Genomic DNA, 17569 nt, shown 5'->3' with positions numbered 1-17569 from the left:
AGCGTCCTTGCTCTCGTTGTCGGGGTGCAGTCGGGGTGCGGTCGGGGTGCCGGGCGGCGATTCAGCTCTTGCCGAAGGTCGGGTTGTGGACCGCGCCGAGGGTGATGTGCACCGCCTGCTGGTGCGTGTAGAAGTCGATCGACCGGTAGCCGCCCTCGTGGCCGAGGCCGGACGCCTTGACACCGCCGAACGGGGTGCGGAGGTCGCGCACGTTGTTGGAGTTGAGCCACACCATTCCCGCCTCCACGGCCTGCGAGAAGTTGTGCGCCCGCTTCAGGTCGTTGGTCCAGACGTAGGCGGCGAGCCCGTACTTCGTGTCGTTGGCGAGGTCCAGGGCCTCGGCATCCGTGTCGAAGGGGGTGATCGCGACGACCGGGCCGAAGATCTCCTCCTGGAAGATCCGCGCGGTCGGGGGGACGTCGGCGAAGACGGTCGGGGCGACGAAGGTGCCTGTCTCGAACCCCTCGGGGCGACCGCCGCCGGCGACGAGCCGGCCCTCGCTCTTGCCGAGCTCGACGTACGACATGACCTTCTCGAAGTGCTCGGGGTGCACGAGCGCGCCGACCTCGGTGGCCGGGTCGTGGGGGTAGCCGACGCGCACCCGCTCGGCCTGCGCGGCATATCGCTCGACGAACTCGTCGTACACCGAGCGCTCGACCAGGATGCGGCTGCCTGCCGTGCAGCGCTCGCCGTTGAGCGAGAACACTCCGAAGATCGTGGCGTCGATCGCGGCGTCGAGGTCGGCGTCGGCGAAGACGATCGCCGGGCTCTTACCGCCCAGCTCCATCGAGAGCCCCTTGAGGTGCGGTGCGGCGTTGGCGAAGATCAGCTGCCCCGTCGAGCTCTCACCCGTGAACGAGATGAGGGGCACGTCGGGGTGCTTCACGAGCGCGTCGCCCGCGTCCTCGCCGAGGCCGTTGACGAGGTTGAACACCCCCGGCGGCAGTCCCGCCTCTTCGAAGATGCCCGCCCACAGCGACGCGGACAGGGGAGTGAACTCGGCGGGCTTCAGCACGACGGTGTTGCCGGTGGCGAGGGCCGGGGCGAGCTTCCACGACTCGAGCATGAACGGGGTGTTCCACGGCGTGATGAGCCCCGCGACTCCGATGGGCTTGCGGTTGACGTAGTTGATCTGACGGCCGGGCACTTTGTACGTATCGTCGGCCTGCGCGACGATCAGGTCGGCGAAGAACCGGAAGTTCTCCGCCGCGCGCCGGGCCTGCCCGAGCGCCTGGGTGATGGGGAGACCGGAGTCGAACGACTCGAGCTCGGCGAGGCGGGCGTCGCGCGACTCGACGAGGTCGGCGATGCGGTGAAGCACGCGGGAGCGCTCGCGCGGCAGCATCCGCGGCCACGGCCCGTCGGCGAAGGCTCGGCGGGCAGCGGCGACGGCCGCGTCGACGTCGGCCTTCTTGCCGGCCGCGGCCTGCAGATACACGCGTCCGGTGACGGGGTCGAGCACGTCGAACGTCGCGCCGTCGAGCGAGTCGACGAGCGACCCGTCGATGTAGTGCCGGATGGCGCCGGGGAGGTCCGCGGGTGTGTGAGGGGCGGTGAGCGTCGTGTCGGTCATCTCGTGCGTCCTTGCAACAGGGGGCGGTCAGAAGTTGGGCAGGCCGAGCGCCTGGTCGGGGTGCTCGTGCGTCATGTAGGCGTCGAGCGTGGCCGAGCGGTGGCGCCGCGCGGCGTGCTCGATCTCGGTGAGGGGCGCCCCTCGCTCGATCAGCGCGAGGATGTGCTCGTGCTCCCGCACCGACTCCTGGGCGCGGCCCGGGACGAAGCTGAAGGTCGAGTCGCGCAGGTGGCCGAGTCGCGCCCATTCGGCCTGCACGAGCTCGAGCATCCGCGGGTTCGCGCACTGCTCGAACAGCGTCGCGTGGAACTCCTGGTTCAACCGGGTGAACGAGCGGGGGTCGAAGTGATCGAGCGACTCGGTCATCAGCGCGTTGATCTCGCGCGCGCGTCGGATGTCGTCGACGCTCAGCGCACGCGCGGCGAGCGCGGTCGCGGCGCCCTCGAGGATCGACAGCGCCTGCATGCTGAAGCGGTACTGCGAGTCGTCGACCATCGCCACGCGGGCGCCGATGTTGCGCTCGAAGGTCACGAGGCCCTCGGCCTCGAGCTGGCGGATCGCCTCGCGCACCGGCACGACGCTCATGTCGAGCTCGCCGGCGATCGTCCCGAGCACGAGCCGGTATCCGGGGGTGAACTCCTGCTCGGCGATGCGCTCGCGGATCCAGTGATACGCGCGCTGCGACTTGCTCTGCGTCTCGGGCAGGGGAGGCGTCGGCGACATCATGCGCCGCGCTCGCCGTCGTACCGGGCGCGCCAGGCCGCGTTCATCGGGAACAGGCCGTCGACCGAAGCGCCCTCCGCGACGCGCGCGGCGATCCAGGCGTCCTCGTCCTCCTGCGCGAGGGCCGCATCGACGACCTCCGCCACGAGTGCCGGCGGGATGACGATGACGCCGTCGGCGTCGCCGACGATGATGTCTCCGGGCTGGACGGTAGCGCCGCCGCAGGCGATGGTCCCGCCCGCCTCCCACGGGACGTGCTTGCGTCCGAGGACGGCCGGATGGGCGCCTGCGGTGTAGACGGGGAGCCCGATCTCGGCGACGGCGGCGTAGTCGCGCACGCCGCCGTCGGTCACGACGCCGGCCGCTCCCCGGGTCCGGGCGCGGAGGGCCAGGATGTCGCCGAGGGTGCCCGATCCGGTCTCGCCGCGCGCTTCGATGACGATGACCTCGCCGGGCGAGACCGTGTCGAACGCCTGCTTCTGCGCGTTGAACCCGCCGCCGTGCTGAGCGAAGAGGTCGGGGCGGAACGGCACGAACCGCAGCGTGGCGGCGGTTCCGACGAGCTTGCTGCCGGGGTGCATCGGCCGCACGCCGTCGATCGTCACGTCGTCGAGCCCGCGCTTGCGCAGCTGCTGCGACAGCGCCGCGACGGGCACGCGCTCGAGCTTGACGCGGAGGTCGGCGGTGAGGCCGGATGCCGGCTCGTCCGGCAGCCCGGCCGCGGCGGCGGATCCCCATGCCTCCTCGCGCTGGACGTCGTCGATCGCGGGAAGGGAGCCGAGCGCGGGGTCGAGGGCAGGGCTCGTGTCGGCGCCGACCGTCGTCACGAGACGTCCGGACGTGGCGCCGGTGTCGAGCGCGTCGACCTCGACCTCGACGACGTCTCCCGGAACGATGACCGACGATCCGGCCGGCGTGCCGGTCAGGATGACATCGCCGGTCTCGAGGGTCACGTGCTGCGAGAGGTCGGCGACGATCTGCGCCAGGGGGAACAGCAGGCCGGCGGTCGTGTCGTCCTGGACGAGGTCGCCGTTGACCCAGGTGCGCACGCGGAGCCGGTGGGGGTCGACGGTGCGGGCGTCGATGAGGTCGGGGCCGAGGGGAGTGAAGCCGTCGCGGCTTTTCGAGCGCAGGTTCGACCCCTTGTCGGCGGAGCGCAGGTCGTAGACGCCGAGGTCGTTGGCCGCGGTGACGGCGGCGACGTGGTCCCAGGCCTCGGCGAGGGTGACATGGCGCGCTTCTCGTCCGATGACGAGCGCGATCTCGCCCTCGAACGCGAGCAGCTCGGTGCCCGGCGGGCGTTCGACCGTGCCGCCGGTCCCGGCGATCGAGCTCGACGCCTTCAGGAAGTACGAGGGGGCGGCGGGCGTGCGCCCGCGCTGGGCCGCCCGGGATGCATAGCTCAGGTGGACCGCGATGATCTTGCCCGGTCGACCGGAGCTTCCTCGCTCTTGTCTCATATTCGAAATCGTATATGATCATCGCCAGCAGAACAACGTCTGCAGACAACGTCGTCGACACCTCGGGAGCACGAAGATGAGCACCCCCACATCCACCCCCGGTCCGGCCGCTCGCAGCGGCTTCACCCCGACCGGGACCATCGCCACCGCCGCCGACCGCCGCCGCGTGGTCTTCGCCACCGTCGTCGGGACGACGGTGGAGTGGTACGACTTCTTCATCTACGCCACGGCGGTCGGGCTGGTCTTCGGTCAGCTCTTCTTCGCTCCGCTGGGTGCCAACAGCGCGTTGATCGGTTTCGCCACCGTCGGGGTGAGCTTCCTCTTCCGGCCGCTCGGCGCCTTCCTCGCCGGCCACCTCGGCGACCGGCTGGGACGCAAGCTCGTGCTGATGTGGACGCTCATCCTCATGGGCGTCGCGACGGCACTGATCGGCCTCCTGCCGACCTACGAGACCATCGGTCTCGCAGCGCCGGTCATCCTCGTGCTGCTGCGCATCGTCCAGGGCATCTCGGCCGGCGGCGAATGGGGTGGCGCCGTGCTCATGGCCGTCGAGCACGCGCCGAAGACGCGCCGTGGCGCGTTCGGCGCATCGCCGCAGATCGGCGTGCCGCTCGGGCTTCTCCTCGCGTCGGGCGTCATGGCGCTCATGGCGATGATCGCCCCCGGCGAGGCGTTCCTGGCCTGGGGCTGGCGAGTCCCGTTCCTCCTGAGCGTCGTGCTCATCCTCGTCGGCTGGTACGTGCGTCGCCGCGTCGAGGAGAGCCCCGTGTTCACCGAGCTCGCCGAGCGGCGCGAGAAGGCGCACATGCCGATCGTGCAGCTCTTCCGCAAGCACGCCGCCCTGGTCATCATCGCCGCCTTCGTCTTCGCGGGGAACAACGCCGTGGGCTACATGACCACGGGCGGCTACATCCAGAACTACGCCACCAACCCCGATGGGCCGCTCGGCTTCGACCGCGAACCGGTCCTGTGGGCCGTCGCCGGCTCGGCCGTCACCTGGCTCGTCACCACGCTCATCGCCGGATTCCTCTCCGACCGCATCGGGCGTCGCACGACCTACATCGCCGGCTGGATCCTCCAGCTCGCGGGCGTGTTCGCCCTCTTCCCTCTCGTGAACACCGGAAGCATCGGCCTCCTCTTCGCCGGGCTGGCGATCCTGACGATCGGCCTGGGCCTCACTTACGGCCCGCAGGCCGCCCTGTACGCCGAGCTCTTCCCCGCATCCATCCGGTTCTCGGGCGTCTCGATCTCGTACGCCATCGGCGCCATCCTCGGCGGGGCGTTCGCTCCGACGATCGCCACCGCGCTCGTGCAGGCGACGGGATCGACCATGTCGGTGACCTGGTACCTGGCCGGGATGACGGTGCTCGGGCTCGTCGCGACGCTGCTGCTGCGCGACCGCAGCGGAATCCCGCTCGACCCCGACCACGAGGCCGAGCAGTCGGTGAGCCCGATCGTCGGCACCGGCCGGCGCTGAACGCGGCGGCCAGGAGGACACGATGCAGTTCCATCATCACGGCTACGTCTCGGGAGATCCGCGTGTGCAGCCCGCGGCCGGTCGCGGGCTGCATCGCCCCGCCGAGCTGCCCGACCAGACCGACGTCCTCATCGTCGGCTCAGGGCCTGCGGGGATGCTGCTGGCCGCGCAGCTGTCGCAGTTCCCCGATGTCGACGTGCGGCTGATCGAACGCCGCGAGGGGCGACTCGAACTGGGTCAGGCCGACGGCATCCAGCCGCGCAGCGTCGAGACCTTCCAGGCGTTCGGGTTCGCCGAGCGGATCATCGCCGAGGCCTACAACATCGGCTGGATGAACTTCTGGGCGCCCGACCCCGACGATCCGGCGCGCATCGTGCGCACCATGCGCACGGAGGACTACGCGCTGCGGATGAGCGAGTTCCCGCACCTGATCGTCAACCAGGCGCGCGTGCTCGACTACTTCGCCGAGGCCGCGGCGCACGGGCCGGGGCGCGTCGTCCCCGACTACGGCATCGAGTTCCTCGGGCTGACCGTCGGTGACGAGGGGGACTTCCCCGTCGAGGTGCGCGTGCGTCACATCGCGGGCGCTCGGGCGGGGGAGGAGCGCACGATTCGCGCCAAGTACGTCGCGGGGTGCGACGGCGCGCGCAGCCGCGTGCGCGACGCGATCGGCCGGGTCCACGTCGGGGCGGCCTCGGCGCACGCCTGGGGTGTCATGGACGTGCTGGTCAACACCGACTTCCCCGACTGGCGCATCAAGTGCGCGATCAACTCGGCGGCGGGCAACATCCTGCACATCCCGCGCGAGGGCGGCTACCTCAGCCGCATGTACATCGATCTCGGCGAGGTCGCCCCCGACGACGATCACCGCGTGCGGCAGACGCCGATCGATGAGATCATCCGGCGTGCCAACGCGATCCTGCATCCCTACTCGATCGATGTGAAGGAAGTCGCCTGGCACAGCGTCTACGAGGTCGGGCACCGCGTCACCGACGGCTTCGACGATGTCCCGGCGGGCGCCCCGCGTGCGCCGCGCGTGTTCCTCACCGGCGACGCCTGCCATACCCACAGCGCGAAAGCCGGGCAGGGGATGAACGTCTCGATGCAGGACGGGTTCAATCTCGGGTGGAAGCTCGGTCACGTCCTGACGGGTCTGGCGGCGCCCTCGCTGCTGTCGACCTACGGAGCCGAGCGCCGGCCCGTCGCGCAGCAGCTGATCGACTTCGACCGGGAGTGGTCGGCCCTCATGGCGCGCAAGCCCGAGGAGATCACCGATCCGCAGGATCTCGCGACCCATTACCTGGCGACGGCGGAGTTCCCCTCCGGCTTCCGCACCCGGTACGCCCCGTCGGCGATCGTCGCCGACGCCACGCACCAGGACCTCGCTTCCGGCTTTCCGATCGGCATGCGATTCGCGTCCGTCGAAGTCGCTCGCGTCGCCGACGGCAACGCCGTGCACCTCGGTCACCATGCCCGGGCGGACGGGCGGTGGCGTGTCTACGCGTTCGCCGATGCCCCGCTGCCGGGCGCCCCGTCCGCCCTCGGCGACTTCGCGCGGTGGCTCGCGTCGCCCGCGTCGCCGGTGTCCGTGCACACCCCGGCGGGCGCGGACGTGGACGCGGTGTTCGACGTCAAGGTCGTGTACCAGCAGCGGTACGACGACATCGAGCTGCCGCTCGTGCCTGACATCTTCCGCCCCCGTACCGGTCCGCTCGGTCTGACGGACTGGGAGAAGGTGTACGCCGCGGCACCGAGCGCGTGGCATGATTCCGACATCTTCGAGGAGCGGGGCCTCTCCCGCGACGGCGTCGTCGTGGTCGTCCGCCCCGATCAGTACGTCGCTGCCGTGCTGCCCCTGACGGCGACGGACGAGCTCGCGGCCTTCTTCGCGGGAGCCCTCCTGCCGCGCTAGGAGGCCGCGCTAGGAGTTCACACGCAGGATCTCCTCCTGGTACGGGGCGCGGATCTGCGCCGACACCCGCAGGTCGAGCAGGAGGAACGGACGCTCGTCTGCGGGCCGGTCGCGCCACCGGGCGAGGGCCTCGAGGTCGTCGAGTGTTCGCACGACGACGCCCTCGCCGCCCACAGCGTGGCACAGCGCGGCGAAGTCGACCTCGGGAATGAGCATGGGTGCGGGCGCGAGGCCCTGTGCGCCGTAGAGGTGGACCTCGGCGCCGTACGCGCGATCGTTCCAGACGACCGCGAGGCCGTGGCCTCCCGCCATCCGCACGGCGGATTCCAGGTCGCTGACGGCCATGAGGCCGCCGCCGTCGCCCGTCGTCAGCACGATCGTCGTGTCGGGGCGGGCGCGTGCCGCACCGGGCACGGAGGGGAAGCCGAGACCGATCGACTGGTAAGCGGTGCCGACCATCATCATCCGGTCGGGCGACGACACGGGCCAGTACATGTTGGCCCAGCCGATGAAGTGGCCGCCGTCCGATACGACGACGCGGTCCGCGGGCAGCAGCTCCCCGATCCGCCGCGCGGCCGATCGCGGATCGAGGCGCCCGTCGGGGGCGAGTGCATCGCCGGGGTGGTGGTCGCGCAGGGCGACGATGTCGACCGACTCGCGCCATCCGCTGGCCGCAGCACCGATCGCGGTGAGCTCGTCGGTGATCGCCCGGGTGGCGAGCGCCGCGTCGGCGCGCAGATAGAGCCCGACGTGCGGATGCGTCGCCGTGGGGGCCGTGTCGATCTGCGCGACCGTCGTCCCGGGGGCGAACAGGGCTCCGAATCGCATCGTGAACTGGTTCAGCGACGCGCCGACGACGACCACGACATCCGCTTCGCGGATGAGCGACATCGCATTCTCGGCGCCGAAACCGCCGGTGACCCCGAGGTCGAACTCCTCCCGCGGGAAGAGCCCGCGCCCGAGCGCGGTGGTCGCGGTCACCGCTGAGGTGGCGTCGGCGAGAGCGCCGAGCGCGGGCCCCGCTCCGGCGAGCCAGGCGCCTCGGCCGGCGAGGAGGAGGGGGCGCTGCGCGCTGGCGAGCGCGCGCGCGATCTGACTGACGGTTCCGGTCGCGAACGGCGTGGCGGGAGCGAGCTCGGGGGCGCGTCGCGGCTCGGGCGTCTCGGTGAGGGGGCCGGCGTCGGCCTTCGCGACGTCGTAGGGGATCGCGAGGACGACGGGGGAGGAGTAGGCCAGGGCGTGCTCGATCGCGATGACGGTGGTGGCGGCGGCATCCGTCCGTCCCACCGTGTAGGTGCGGACTCCGACGGCCGACGCGAGGGCGATCTGGTCGACGTCCCACGGGCGCGGTCCCGACGTGGGTGCATCGCCGACGACCAGGACCAGCGGGGTGCGGGCCTGGGCCGCTTCGGCCAGTGGTGTCAGCGTGTTCGTGAACCCCGCGCCGTACGTCGCGGTGGCGGCCGCGAGACCTCCGCCGGCGCGGTAGTGGGCGTCGGCGGCGACCACGCCGCCCGCCTCATGCCGGAGGGCGGTGAAGGCGACCCCGGGCGAGCGCTCCAGTGCGTCGAGCAGGTGGGCGTTGCCGTTTCCCATCACCCCGAAGACGTGCGAGACGTGTCGGGAGAGGGCAGCGGAGACGTGCGCGGAGACGGAGGGCATGGCGATGCCTTTCGAGACGGAACGGTGATCGAGGCCGTATGTGTCTCACGCGCGGGTGCCGCTTCGTGCCCATTTTTCGAGCACCGACGGCAACGCCGCCGCCGGACGTTCCGATTATAGGAACGACCGACGACGGCGTGAAGTGTTCGGTCCGGGTTACGCCGGGACCTTCAGTCGCGGCACCCCGGCGGTGACCGGGCGCAGCTCGCGCTGCGGGGCCTCGGGGATCTCCTGGTCGAGGGCGACCATCAGGCCGGCCGACGAGGTCGCGGCATTGGCGAGGTCGCGGACGGCAGCGGGGTTCAGGATCTCCATGTCCGCGCTCTCGAAGACGAAGCGCAGGGGGATGGACGGCTGCAGCCAGATCGATGAACGGCCCTCGTCGGACGTCCACGACATCATGAAGCTCTCGTTGCGCCGGAGCTTCGTCGCGATGACGACCTTCAGGTGCGCGAGCAGGCGGTCCGGGATCTCGATTCGGGTGTCGGAGTTTCCGTAGTGGAGCTGTCCCATGCTGTCCTCCTGAGATCGTCGATGAGCGAGGGAAGTGTTGGTTCCCTCATTAAGTATCTAGCCAGACAAGACACTTCCTGTCAATTCTTAGATCCTATGTATCTCACCATCTGTGAAAGACAGAATCTGTCAAGCCGGGCTAGTGTTCTAGGATGCTGTCGGAGGAGGTGGCAACCCGATGCCTCGAAACGTCGTCCTGCACGAAGGACTCCATCTCTACGCGGACCAACCTCGCGAAGAGGTCGGCCGTCGCCTGAGCGACGCCGTGCTGCGCCTGCGACGCGCCGAGCAGGTGCAGGCCGGGCTCGCCGTCCGGGCATCCGAGCTGTCGGCGATCGACCTGACCGCCTTGCGATACCTCGTCCAGGGCCACCGCGACGGCCGCGATCTGGGCCCGAAGGACCTCATCGTCATGCTCGCTACCTCGAGCGCCACCGTGACCAACGTCGTCGAGCGTCTGGCCTCGAAGGGGCTGGTCGAGCGCGTTCAGCACCCCACCGACCGACGCGCGCACTACCTCGTTCCGACCCCGGAGGCGGTCGAGCGAGTGGATGCCGCCTTCGCCGCCCATCACCAGGCGATCGTGACCGTCATCGACGAGCTCGACGCGGAGCGTGCCGCCATCGCGGCCGAGGTCGTGGACCTCCTCGCGTCCGCTCTCGACGATGTCGCGGAACGCAGCGCCTGATCTCGAACGACGCTTCGAGCGCACGACGACGGAGGGGCCGGCTCGCATCAGGTGCGACGCCGGCCCCTCCGTCGTGGTGTCAGCTGTCTTCGCCCTCGGCCTGCGAGGGGTGTCCCGTCGCCTCTTCCGGGGCTTCGCCCGTGTCGGGGTGTTCGGGGTCGGCACCTTCGGCCTGACTGGGCTTCGCGTCGTCTCGTGACATCGGCGGTCTCCTTCCGGGATGGGCTTGTCGTCTCTGGCTACCACGCTTGTCCGGCCCTCGCCATCCCCTCGCTCCGGCCGGGCGGACGTGCTTACGGTCGCCCCATGTCCGACGCATCCGAATCCCTGACCGACGAAGACGCCCGCCGCGAGGAACTGCTGCGAGCCGGCGGATCGACCGAGGCCGACGCCGCGCCGCGGATCGAGACGAGCGAGCACGACGGCGTCACGCGCATCGACATCGCCGACACCGCCGCCGTGCGGCCCGGGCCCGGCCCCGGCACGCCCGAAGCCGACGGCGACGACCCGGAGGAGACACGATGAAGGCTCTCACCTGGCAGGGACGCCGGAAGGTCTCCGTCGAGACCGTGCCCGACCCCGAGATCCTCGAGCCCACCGACGCGATCGTGCGGATCACCTCGACGGCCATCTGCGGGTCCGACCTGCACCTCTACGAGATCTTCGGGCCGTTCATCGACAGCGGTGACGTACTCGGCCACGAACCGATGGGTGTCGTCGTCGAGGTCGGGTCTGCCGTGACGAACCTCGCCGTCGGCGACCGCATCGTCGTGCCGTTCAACATCTCGTGCGGGCACTGCTTCATGTGCCGTCGTGGCCTCCAGTCGCAGTGCGAGACGACCCAGGTCACCGAATACGGCAGCGGCGCCTCGCTGTTCGGCTACACGAAGCTGTACGGACAGGTCCCGGGAGGGCAGGCCGAGTACCTGCGGGTTCCGCTCGCGGACTACAACCACATCCGCGTCGGCTCCGACCTTCCCGACGACCGCTACCTCTTCCTCAGCGACATCCTGCCGACGGCGTGGCAGGGCGTGGCGTACGCCGACGTTCCCGAGGGCGGCACTCTCGCGGTCATGGGCCTCGGCCCCGTCGGGCAGTTCGTCGCGCGCGTCGGCGTGCATCGCGGCTATCGCGTGCTCGCGGTCGATCCGGTCGCCGAGCGCCGAGCGATGGCCGAGCGGCACGGTGCCGACGTCTTCGACCTCGCCGATTCGGTCGTCGAGGAGCTCCGCGACCTCACCGACGGGCGCGGCGTGGATGCGGTCGTGGATGCCGTCGGCATGGAGGCCCACGGCAACCCCGCCGTCTCGACGGTGCACAAGGCGGTGGGACTGCTGCCCGACGCCCTGGCCCAGAAGGTCATGGAGACCGGCGGGCTCGACCGGCTGGCCGCACTGCACTCGTCGATCGACGTCGTCCGCCGCGGCGGCACCGTGTCGATCAGCGGCGTGTACGCCGGCGAGGCCGACATGATGCCGATGAAGACGATGTTCGACAAGCAGCTGAGCCTGCGGATGGGGCAATGCAACGTCAAGCGGTGGATCGATGATCTGCTGCCTCTCGTCGAAGACCCCGCCGACCCGCTCGGCGTCATGGATCTGACCACCCACCGCGCGCCGCTGACCGACGCGCCGGGCCTCTACGAGACTTTTCAGAAGAAGGAGGACGGCTGCATCAAGGTGGTGCTGCAGCCGTGACTCCGCCCCGGAGAGGAGACGGCCATGTCGCGTAACGTCCGACTCATGCACTGCGCCCCCGAGGACGTCTTCGCGGTCCTGAACGACGGCTGGCTCTTCCCGGCTTGGGTCGTCGGTGCTTCGCGCATGCGCGACGTCAGTCCGGCTTGGCCTCAGACGGGGTCGCGCCTGCACCATTCGTTCGGGGTCTGGCCCTTCGTCATCGACGACAGCACATCGGTGATCGAATTCGATCCGCCGCACCGCATGGTGATGCAAGCGCGCGGCTGGCCGATCGGCGAGGCCCACATCACCATCGACGTCAAGCCCCGCGGCGACGATTGCGTCGTGCGCATTCAGGAGGTGGCCGCGGAAGGGCCGGGATCGTTCATCCCGCAACCACTGCTCGACCTGCCGCTGCACGTCCGCAACGCCGAGACCCTGCGGAGGCTCGCGCACCTCGCGGAGGGCGGCGCGGGACGGTGACGGCGGAGTACGACGCCGTCGTCGTCGGCTCCGGGCCGAACGGGCTGGCGGCGGCCGTCACCCTGGCGCGCTCCGGGCTCTCGGTCGCGGTGTTCGAAGCGGAGGACCACTTCGGCGGTGGGGCGGCGACGGGCGAGATCACGCTTCCGGGCTACCGGCACGACCTCTGTTCGGCGGTGCACCCGCTCGCTTTCGAATCCGCCTTCTTCCGCGAGTTCGGACTGCGCCGCCGCGTCGAGTTCGTCGTGCCCGAGGTGTCGTATGCGCACCCTCTCGACGGTGGCGCAGCGCTGGCTTACCGCGATCTCGATCGCACGGCCGAGGGGCTCGGAGCCGACGGCCGCGCGTACACCCGGCTGATGGCGCCGCTCGTCGAGCGCGTGCGCGGCATCGCGGACCTCACCGGTGGCTCGCTGCTGCGCGTCCCCGGCGATCCGATCGCCGCGGCCTGGTTCGGACTGCGCACACTCGAGCAGGGGAGCGCCGCGTGGAACCTGCGGTTCCGCGAGCAGGCCGCCCCGGCTCTGGTGTCCGGTGTCGCGGCTCACACCATCCTGGGCCTTCCGAGTCTCGCAGCCGCCGGTGGCGGGCTGACCCTCGCCACCTACGGTCATGCGCGCGGGTGGCCGATCCCCATCGGCGGCAGCGGCGCCATCGTCCAGGCGATGGTTGACGACATCCGCGCCCACGGGGGCGAGCTGTTCGCGGGGCGCCGCATCCGCTCCCTCGACGAGCTCCCCACCGCCCGCGCCGTCCTGCTCGACGTCACTCCGCGTGCCCTCATCGGGATGGCGGGGGAGCGGATGCCGGCCCGGTACCGCCGCCGACTCGAGCGCTTCCGCTACGGCGACGCCGTCGCGAAGGTCGACTTCGCTCTGTCGACGCCCGTGCCCTGGCGCGATCCGGCGATCGCGCGCAGCGGCACCGTGCACATCGGCGGCACGCGGGCGGAGATCGCCGCGTCCGAGAACGCGGTTCGGGAGGGGCGTCTGCCCGACGCGCCCTACGTCCTGGTCGCCCAGCCGTCGCTGTTCGACGAGACCCGTGCCCCGGCGGGACACCACACGCTGTGGGCGTACACGCATGTCCCCGCCGGCAGCGAGGTCGACCGCACCGAGGCGATCGTCCGGCAGATCGAGCGCTTCGCGCCGGGCTTTCGGGAGACGATCCTCGCCACTCACTCCGAGACGGCGCGGCAGGTCGCCGCTCGCAATCTGAACTATCCCGACGGCGACATCTCCGCCGGGGTGCCCTCGCTCGATCAGCTGATCGCGCGTCCCGTGCTCGCGCGAGACCCGTGGCGAACCCCTATGGACGGCGTCTACCTGTGCTCCTCGTCGACCAGCCCCGGACCGGGCGTTCACGGGCTGGGCGGCTGGTGGGCGGCCCTGAGCGCGCTGCGCCACGAGTTCGGGGTGCGGACGCGTCCCGACCTCTCGCCGCGTCTCTGAGGGGGCATTACGGGCCCCGGGCGGCGGAGTCAAGCCGCAGATCGCCGATTCTCGGCGCTTCTACAGTGGAGGCATCATCGACGTCTGCGGGAGGTTCCATGGTGTCCGGTGCGTCCGAGCCCGAATCCGTCGCACGCGCGGTCGAACGGCTGCGACTGGCCGAGGCCAGCCTGGCGCGGCGACGCCAGAGCGACTGCGGTCCGAGCGAGACCGCGCGTGCGGCGATGCGCGTCGTGTACGACAGCGCGGATGCTGGCAAGCGCGTCACACCGACCGACATCGCCGCGACGCTCGGCATCTCGACGCCGACGGCCACCACGATGCTCAAGCGCCTGCACGACGGGGGACTGGTCGCCTTCCAGCGCAATCCCGACGACGGCCGGAGCAAGTACGTCGTTCCGACGGACCGCAACGCCGACGTCGAAGGCGTCGACCCGCTCACGCTCCGCGTGCGCGACATCGCGCGCGGGCTCGACGAGGACACCGCGGCGAAGCTGGCGACGCTTCTCGACGCGATCGCGGACGCGGTCGATGAGGAGTGCCGCTGAGGCAGGCGACGTCGTCAGGCGTCGGCGGTCGCCGGCTCCGGGATCACCCGCAGGCCGTTCGTTCCGCCGGCCTCGAGCATGAGGGCCTCGACCCAGTGCCGATTGATCGTCGGCGGCCGGCTGCCGCTGAAGAGGAACACCATCGGAACGGCCGGGTGCACCCAGACGCTGAACAGCCCGCTGTCGGTCGAGCGGTGGAACATGAACGGCTCGTTGCGACGCAGCTTGTTCATGAAGACCACCCGCAGGTGAGCGAGCAGACGGTCCTCGACGTCGAACGTCCGCCCCTGGCTTCCGTAAACGAGTGTTCCCACGCACGCGAGGGTAGTGGCGCGGTTCGGCCTAACTAATTCCGGTTAGTTAGGCGAACTAGGTAGGTCGTGTTGACGCCGTGTAAACCCCGTGTGAACTTCTGTCAAGCCGGTAGGTGCAGTGGGTCCGGGGCGGGACACTCGATGCAGAGCGACGGGAGTGGTCATGGTCTTGGATATGTCACCGATCGCCCGCAAGCCCAGCGCGGTGAGGCTGGCCACGTCGGGCGCTCTGCGTCAGTTGCCCACCCGGCGGCCCGAGGCCCCCAGCGCCGAGGCGGACGTGCGGTGGGAGCTCGTCGACGTCGATCGCTACGAGGTGCGCGAGGGCGAGGTCATCCTCGGGTACATCGACGTCGTGGGCGCCGTGTTCGTGGCGCTCGGCGGCCCCTGGTACTCCGCCGCCGTCGAACTCCGTCAGACGCTGCGATTCGACGAGGCGGTGCAGACGCTGCGCTCGACCCGGCGCCACTGACGCAGCCCGAAGCCCCGGTCACCTCCTCCTAGGCTGGAGGGCATGATCCGGATCGCGACCGTCGGCACGAGCGTCATCACCGACGCCTTCATCGGTGCGGCATCCCGCACGCCCGGTATCGAGGTGGTGGCTGTGTCATCGCGCGATGACGCGAGGGCGCGCGCGTATGCCGATCGTCTCGGCGTCGAGGGAGCGTTCGGCAGCGTAGAGGCCGCTCTCGCCGATCCCGGCGTCGATGCGGTCTACATCGGCTCGCCGAACTCCGCGCACGGCCCACAGGTCGCGGCGGCGATCGCGGCGGGCAAGCACGTGCTCGTCGAGAAGCCGGCGGTCGGCTCCGCCGCCGAATGGGACGATCTCGTCGGCCGCTCCCGGCGGGCGGGGGTGGTGCTGATCGAGGCGATGCGCACGGCCTACGACCCGGGCATCGTCGCCGTCCGCGACCGCGTCCCGTCGCTCGGCAGCCTCCGCCGAGCCTCGTTCCACTACGCCAAGCGCTCCTCGCGTTACGACGCCGTGCTCGCCGGTGAGACCCCCAACATCTTCGATCCCGCGATGGGCGGCGGCGCGCTCGCAGACCTCGGCGTCTACGGTGTGCACGCCGCCGTCCTCCTGTTCGGCGAGCCCGTGAGGGTGTCCGCGTCGGCGGTGACCATCGCCACCGGTGCCGACGGGGCGGGCCTCGCGGTGCTGGAGTACCCCGGGCTGATCGTCGATGTCGGCTACTCGAAGATCACGACGGCGGCCAGGCCGAGCGAGATCCAGGGCGAGAGCGCGACGCTCCTGATCGATCATCTGGCCAGCCCGCGTCGGATCACGCGCATCGACGCGTCCGGTGCGTCGTCGGAATGGACCTCGGACGCCGCGGTCGACACCCTCGACGGGGAGGTCGCGCGCTTCGTGGAGCTCGTCGGTGGTGCGGCGGCACCCGACGAGGATCAGGCCCGCACGTCGGCGACGCTGCGCACGCTCGAACGGATCCGTCGCGCCGCGGCCGGCTGACGCATCCGCGGATCGCGCTGTCAAGGCCCTGGGGTTCCGCCGGGGCCGTGACGCAGGCTCGGATCATGCAACACACGGGACTGCGCTGGGACGAGATCGCTGAGGATGCCTGGCGGGTATGCGATCCCGCTCGCCCGTCCTCCGATGCCGCCGCCGTCGTCGCCTACGTCGAGCGACGCCGCGACGGCGTGTACGAGGTGGTGTGGCTGTGCGGCACCGCGGGAACCGAGACGTTCGCCGCGATCGGCGAGGCGGCGTTCGCCATCTCCGAGCGGCACGCGGCGTCGCGCCGCACCGGGTCGCCGCTTGCGACCAAGCCGATCCCCATCGCGCACCGGCCGCCGCTGTCGACGGCCTGATCGGCGAGCGCGCTCAGCGTCGCATCCGATCGATGAGCAGTCCGAGGGCCGCGTTGACGCTGCCGTCGATGACCTGCTCGGGCTCGCCGTCGAGTTCGAGCAGCACGTGCCCGGTGTCGTCGCCGTCGCTCCACCCGAGGTAGACGGTGCCCGGCTCGTGCCCGTCGTGGGGCTCGGGGCCCCCGACGCCGGTCGCCGATACCGCGAGGTCGGCTCCCGTGAGGTCGCGCACCGCCCGGGCCAGCTGCTCGGCGCACTCCGGCGAGCAGGGATCGATGCCCTCGGCCAGGTCCAGGACCCGGTGCTTCGTCTCGAGCCGGTAAGCCACGACCCCGCCGGCGAACCAGTCGCCCGCGCCCTCCGCGGCGCCGATCGTCGCGGCGAGGTTGCCCGAGGTGAGTGATTCCGCGACGGCGATCACGGTGCCCGTCTCCTGTGCGCGTCGTGCGAGTTCCTCGATGTCGCTCATATCTCCTCCTGGCGCGACCCTATGCAGCGGCGTGCGCTCCGGGCGCGGGGATTGTCCCCGGTCCGACGCGGTGATACGCGCGGGCGACCCTGCAGGCGGATCGGGACTTTGGTCCCTGTTCATGACGCCGGGAACGCGAGATAGTTATGTGGTCAGACCACATACGACGAAGGAGACAGAAATGACCACGCACGCGGTCCACGCAGCCATCCCGCGCACGGAGGCTCGGACCCGCACTCAGGCGATCGCCCGCCAGGACGAGATCGTGACCTCGCTCACCGGACGCCGCACCCTCGCTGCGCTGCGCTATGCGACCGGCTTCATCTTCCTCTGGGCGTTCCTCGACAAGCTGCTCGGCCTCGGTTTCTCGACGCCGTTCGAGCGGGCGTGGATCAACGGCGGCACCCCGGCGCAGGGCTTCCTCAACAGCCCCGCCGTGACCGGACCGCTCCAGCCCTGGTTCCAGAGCATGGCGAGCCCGCTCGCCGACGTCCTGTTCATGGCGGGCATGCTGGCCATCGGAGTCGCCGTCATGTCGGGCATTGGTCTCCGCGTCGCCGCGGTCGCCGGGAGCCTCGTCATGCTGCTGATGTACCTGGCCGAGTGGCCGTTCGCCTGGGGCGCGGCATCCACCAACCCCCTCGTCGACTACCACATCGTCTACGCGCTCGCGCTGATCGTGATCGCCGTGCTCCACGCCGGCGACACGTGGGGCCTCGGCGCCATGTGGAAGAAGCTGCCGCTCGTGCAGCGCTTCCGGTGGCTCGTCTGACACCGAGTCGCC

The 17569-nt window shown here is 70.7% G+C and carries 20 protein-coding genes; 12 read left to right on the top strand and 8 right to left on the bottom strand.

The window, feature by feature from the left end:
• Positions 1-61: 61 nt before the first annotated feature.
• The 3 genes from hpaE to MTS1_RS06190 are packed head-to-tail and all read right to left on the bottom strand — an operon-like array spanning position 62 to position 3756.
• A complete protein-coding gene (gene hpaE, locus MTS1_RS06200) occupies positions 62-1573 on the bottom strand; it encodes a 5-carboxymethyl-2-hydroxymuconate semialdehyde dehydrogenase (RefSeq protein ID WP_023952401.1) in 1512 nt (503 codons plus the stop codon).
• 27 nt (positions 1574-1600) lie between these two features.
• On the bottom strand, positions 1601-2299 hold the full coding sequence (locus MTS1_RS06195; RefSeq protein WP_052007613.1) for a GntR family transcriptional regulator: 699 nt from the start codon (positions 2297-2299) through the stop codon (positions 1601-1603).
• On the bottom strand, positions 2296-3756 hold the full coding sequence (locus MTS1_RS06190; protein WP_023952397.1) for a fumarylacetoacetate hydrolase family protein: 1461 nt from the start codon (positions 3754-3756) through the stop codon (positions 2296-2298). The genes MTS1_RS06195 and MTS1_RS06190 overlap by 4 nt, the downstream gene beginning before the upstream one ends.
• Positions 3757-3832: 76 nt before the next feature.
• Between MTS1_RS06190 and MTS1_RS06185 the strand changes: the two genes are divergently transcribed.
• Positions 3833-5233 (top strand): MFS transporter, encoded by a 1401-nt coding sequence (locus MTS1_RS06185; protein WP_023952395.1) that lies wholly within the window; start codon positions 3833-3835, stop codon positions 5231-5233.
• A 22-nt stretch (positions 5234-5255) separates the two neighbouring features.
• Positions 5256-7145, top strand: a complete 1890-nt coding sequence (locus tag MTS1_RS06180; protein WP_023952393.1) for an FAD-dependent monooxygenase — start codon at positions 5256-5258, stop codon at positions 7143-7145.
• A 9-nt stretch (positions 7146-7154) separates the two neighbouring features.
• Here the strand turns inward: MTS1_RS06180 and MTS1_RS06175 are convergent, their stop codons facing one another.
• On the bottom strand, positions 7155-8807 hold the full coding sequence (locus MTS1_RS06175; RefSeq protein WP_023952391.1) for a thiamine pyrophosphate-binding protein: 1653 nt from the start codon (positions 8805-8807) through the stop codon (positions 7155-7157).
• Between the two features lie 156 nt (positions 8808-8963).
• Positions 8964-9320, bottom strand: a complete 357-nt coding sequence (locus tag MTS1_RS06170) for a hypothetical protein (RefSeq protein ID WP_023952389.1) — start codon at positions 9318-9320, stop codon at positions 8964-8966.
• Between the two features lie 178 nt (positions 9321-9498).
• Between MTS1_RS06170 and MTS1_RS06165 the strand changes: the two genes are divergently transcribed.
• Complete coding sequence (locus MTS1_RS06165; protein WP_023952387.1) at positions 9499-10008, top strand: MarR family winged helix-turn-helix transcriptional regulator; 510 nt, start codon at positions 9499-9501, stop codon at positions 10006-10008.
• A gap of 79 nt (positions 10009-10087) precedes the next feature.
• Here the strand turns inward: MTS1_RS06165 and MTS1_RS16880 are convergent, their stop codons facing one another.
• Positions 10088-10210 carry a hypothetical protein gene (locus MTS1_RS16880; protein ID WP_023952386.1) on the bottom strand — a complete coding sequence of 41 codons (123 nt, stop codon included), beginning with the start codon at positions 10208-10210 and terminating at the stop codon, positions 10088-10090.
• A 104-nt stretch (positions 10211-10314) separates the two neighbouring features.
• On the opposite strand from MTS1_RS16880, the gene MTS1_RS06155 reads away from it, so the two are divergent.
• The 5 genes from MTS1_RS06155 (at position 10315) to MTS1_RS06135 (ending at position 14169) form a co-directional block, all read left to right on the top strand.
• Complete coding sequence (locus MTS1_RS06155) at positions 10315-10533, top strand: 5'-nucleotidase/2',3'-cyclic phosphodiesterase (RefSeq protein ID WP_023952385.1); 219 nt, start codon at positions 10315-10317, stop codon at positions 10531-10533.
• Positions 10530-11705 carry a zinc-dependent alcohol dehydrogenase gene (locus MTS1_RS06150; RefSeq protein ID WP_023952384.1) on the top strand — a complete coding sequence of 392 codons (1176 nt, stop codon included), beginning with the start codon at positions 10530-10532 and terminating at the stop codon, positions 11703-11705. The genes MTS1_RS06155 and MTS1_RS06150 overlap by 4 nt, the downstream gene beginning before the upstream one ends.
• Before the next feature lie 24 nt (positions 11706-11729).
• A complete protein-coding gene (locus tag MTS1_RS06145; RefSeq protein WP_023952383.1) occupies positions 11730-12170 on the top strand; it encodes an SRPBCC family protein in 441 nt (146 codons plus the stop codon).
• Positions 12167-13621 (top strand): NAD(P)/FAD-dependent oxidoreductase, encoded by a 1455-nt coding sequence (locus tag MTS1_RS06140; protein ID WP_036304670.1) that lies wholly within the window; start codon positions 12167-12169, stop codon positions 13619-13621. The genes MTS1_RS06145 and MTS1_RS06140 overlap by 4 nt, the downstream gene beginning before the upstream one ends.
• Before the next feature lie 98 nt (positions 13622-13719).
• Complete coding sequence (locus MTS1_RS06135) at positions 13720-14169, top strand: MarR family winged helix-turn-helix transcriptional regulator (protein WP_023952381.1); 450 nt, start codon at positions 13720-13722, stop codon at positions 14167-14169.
• Positions 14170-14183: 14 nt separating this feature from the next.
• Here the strand turns inward: MTS1_RS06135 and MTS1_RS06130 are convergent, their stop codons facing one another.
• Positions 14184-14483, bottom strand: coding sequence for a hypothetical protein (locus tag MTS1_RS06130; protein ID WP_023952380.1), 300 nt, complete (start codon positions 14481-14483; stop codon positions 14184-14186).
• Positions 14484-14658: 175 nt separating this feature from the next.
• Between MTS1_RS06130 and MTS1_RS06125 the strand changes: the two genes are divergently transcribed.
• The 3 genes from MTS1_RS06125 to MTS1_RS06115 all read left to right on the top strand — a co-directional run bounded on the left by MTS1_RS06125 (position 14659) and on the right by MTS1_RS06115 (position 16316).
• On the top strand, positions 14659-14955 hold the full coding sequence (locus MTS1_RS06125; protein ID WP_052007611.1) for a hypothetical protein: 297 nt from the start codon (positions 14659-14661) through the stop codon (positions 14953-14955).
• Between the two features lie 42 nt (positions 14956-14997).
• Positions 14998-15957, top strand: coding sequence for a Gfo/Idh/MocA family protein (locus MTS1_RS06120; RefSeq protein WP_023952376.1), 960 nt, complete (start codon positions 14998-15000; stop codon positions 15955-15957).
• Between the two features lie 65 nt (positions 15958-16022).
• Positions 16023-16316, top strand: a complete 294-nt coding sequence (locus tag MTS1_RS06115; protein WP_023952374.1) for a dienelactone hydrolase — start codon at positions 16023-16025, stop codon at positions 16314-16316.
• Positions 16317-16329: 13 nt separating this feature from the next.
• On the opposite strand, the gene MTS1_RS06110 is transcribed toward MTS1_RS06115, so the two are convergent.
• Positions 16330-16785 (bottom strand): CinA family protein, encoded by a 456-nt coding sequence (locus MTS1_RS06110; RefSeq protein WP_023952372.1) that lies wholly within the window; start codon positions 16783-16785, stop codon positions 16330-16332.
• 181 nt (positions 16786-16966) lie between these two features.
• Between MTS1_RS06110 and MTS1_RS06105 the strand changes: the two genes are divergently transcribed.
• Entirely contained in the window at positions 16967-17557 is a 591-nt protein-coding gene (locus tag MTS1_RS06105) for a DoxX protein (protein ID WP_023952370.1), read from the top strand.
• Positions 17558-17569: the final 12 nt, after the last annotated feature.

Origin of the sequence: Microbacterium sp. TS-1 (assembly GCF_000509385.1) — a bacterium.
In the GTDB taxonomy this organism is placed as follows: Bacteria; Actinomycetota; Actinomycetes; order Actinomycetales; family Microbacteriaceae; genus Microbacterium; species Microbacterium arborescens.
This window is presented reverse-complemented; position numbering and strand designations above follow the sequence as displayed.

Bases quoted from the DNA above. Each gene is read 5' to 3' on its own strand.
- hpaE (WP_023952401.1), bottom strand. From the start codon at position 1,573: ATGACCGACACGACGCTCACCGCCCCTCACACACCCGCGGACCTCCCC.
- MTS1_RS06195 (WP_052007613.1), bottom strand. From the start codon at position 2,299: ATGATGTCGCCGACGCCTCCCCTGCCCGAGACGCAGAGCAAGTCGCAG.
- MTS1_RS06190 (WP_023952397.1), bottom strand. From the start codon at position 3,756: ATGAGACAAGAGCGAGGAAGCTCCGGTCGACCGGGCAAGATCATCGCG.
- MTS1_RS06185 (WP_023952395.1), top strand. From the start codon at position 3,833: ATGAGCACCCCCACATCCACCCCCGGTCCGGCCGCTCGCAGCGGCTTC.
- MTS1_RS06180 (WP_023952393.1), top strand. From the start codon at position 5,256: ATGCAGTTCCATCATCACGGCTACGTCTCGGGAGATCCGCGTGTGCAG.
- MTS1_RS06175 (WP_023952391.1), bottom strand. From the start codon at position 8,807: ATGCCCTCCGTCTCCGCGCACGTCTCCGCTGCCCTCTCCCGACACGTC.
- MTS1_RS06170 (WP_023952389.1), bottom strand. From the start codon at position 9,320: ATGGGACAGCTCCACTACGGAAACTCCGACACCCGAATCGAGATCCCG.
- MTS1_RS06165 (WP_023952387.1), top strand. From the start codon at position 9,499: ATGCCTCGAAACGTCGTCCTGCACGAAGGACTCCATCTCTACGCGGAC.
- MTS1_RS16880 (WP_023952386.1), bottom strand. From the start codon at position 10,210: ATGTCACGAGACGACGCGAAGCCCAGTCAGGCCGAAGGTGCCGACCCC.
- MTS1_RS06155 (WP_023952385.1), top strand. From the start codon at position 10,315: ATGTCCGACGCATCCGAATCCCTGACCGACGAAGACGCCCGCCGCGAG.
- MTS1_RS06150 (WP_023952384.1), top strand. From the start codon at position 10,530: ATGAAGGCTCTCACCTGGCAGGGACGCCGGAAGGTCTCCGTCGAGACC.
- MTS1_RS06145 (WP_023952383.1), top strand. From the start codon at position 11,730: ATGTCGCGTAACGTCCGACTCATGCACTGCGCCCCCGAGGACGTCTTC.
- MTS1_RS06135 (WP_023952381.1), top strand. From the start codon at position 13,720: ATGGTGTCCGGTGCGTCCGAGCCCGAATCCGTCGCACGCGCGGTCGAA.
- MTS1_RS06125 (WP_052007611.1), top strand. From the start codon at position 14,659: ATGTCACCGATCGCCCGCAAGCCCAGCGCGGTGAGGCTGGCCACGTCG.
- MTS1_RS06120 (WP_023952376.1), top strand. From the start codon at position 14,998: ATGATCCGGATCGCGACCGTCGGCACGAGCGTCATCACCGACGCCTTC.
- MTS1_RS06115 (WP_023952374.1), top strand. From the start codon at position 16,023: ATGCAACACACGGGACTGCGCTGGGACGAGATCGCTGAGGATGCCTGG.
- MTS1_RS06110 (WP_023952372.1), bottom strand. From the start codon at position 16,785: ATGAGCGACATCGAGGAACTCGCACGACGCGCACAGGAGACGGGCACC.
- MTS1_RS06105 (WP_023952370.1), top strand. From the start codon at position 16,967: ATGACCACGCACGCGGTCCACGCAGCCATCCCGCGCACGGAGGCTCGG.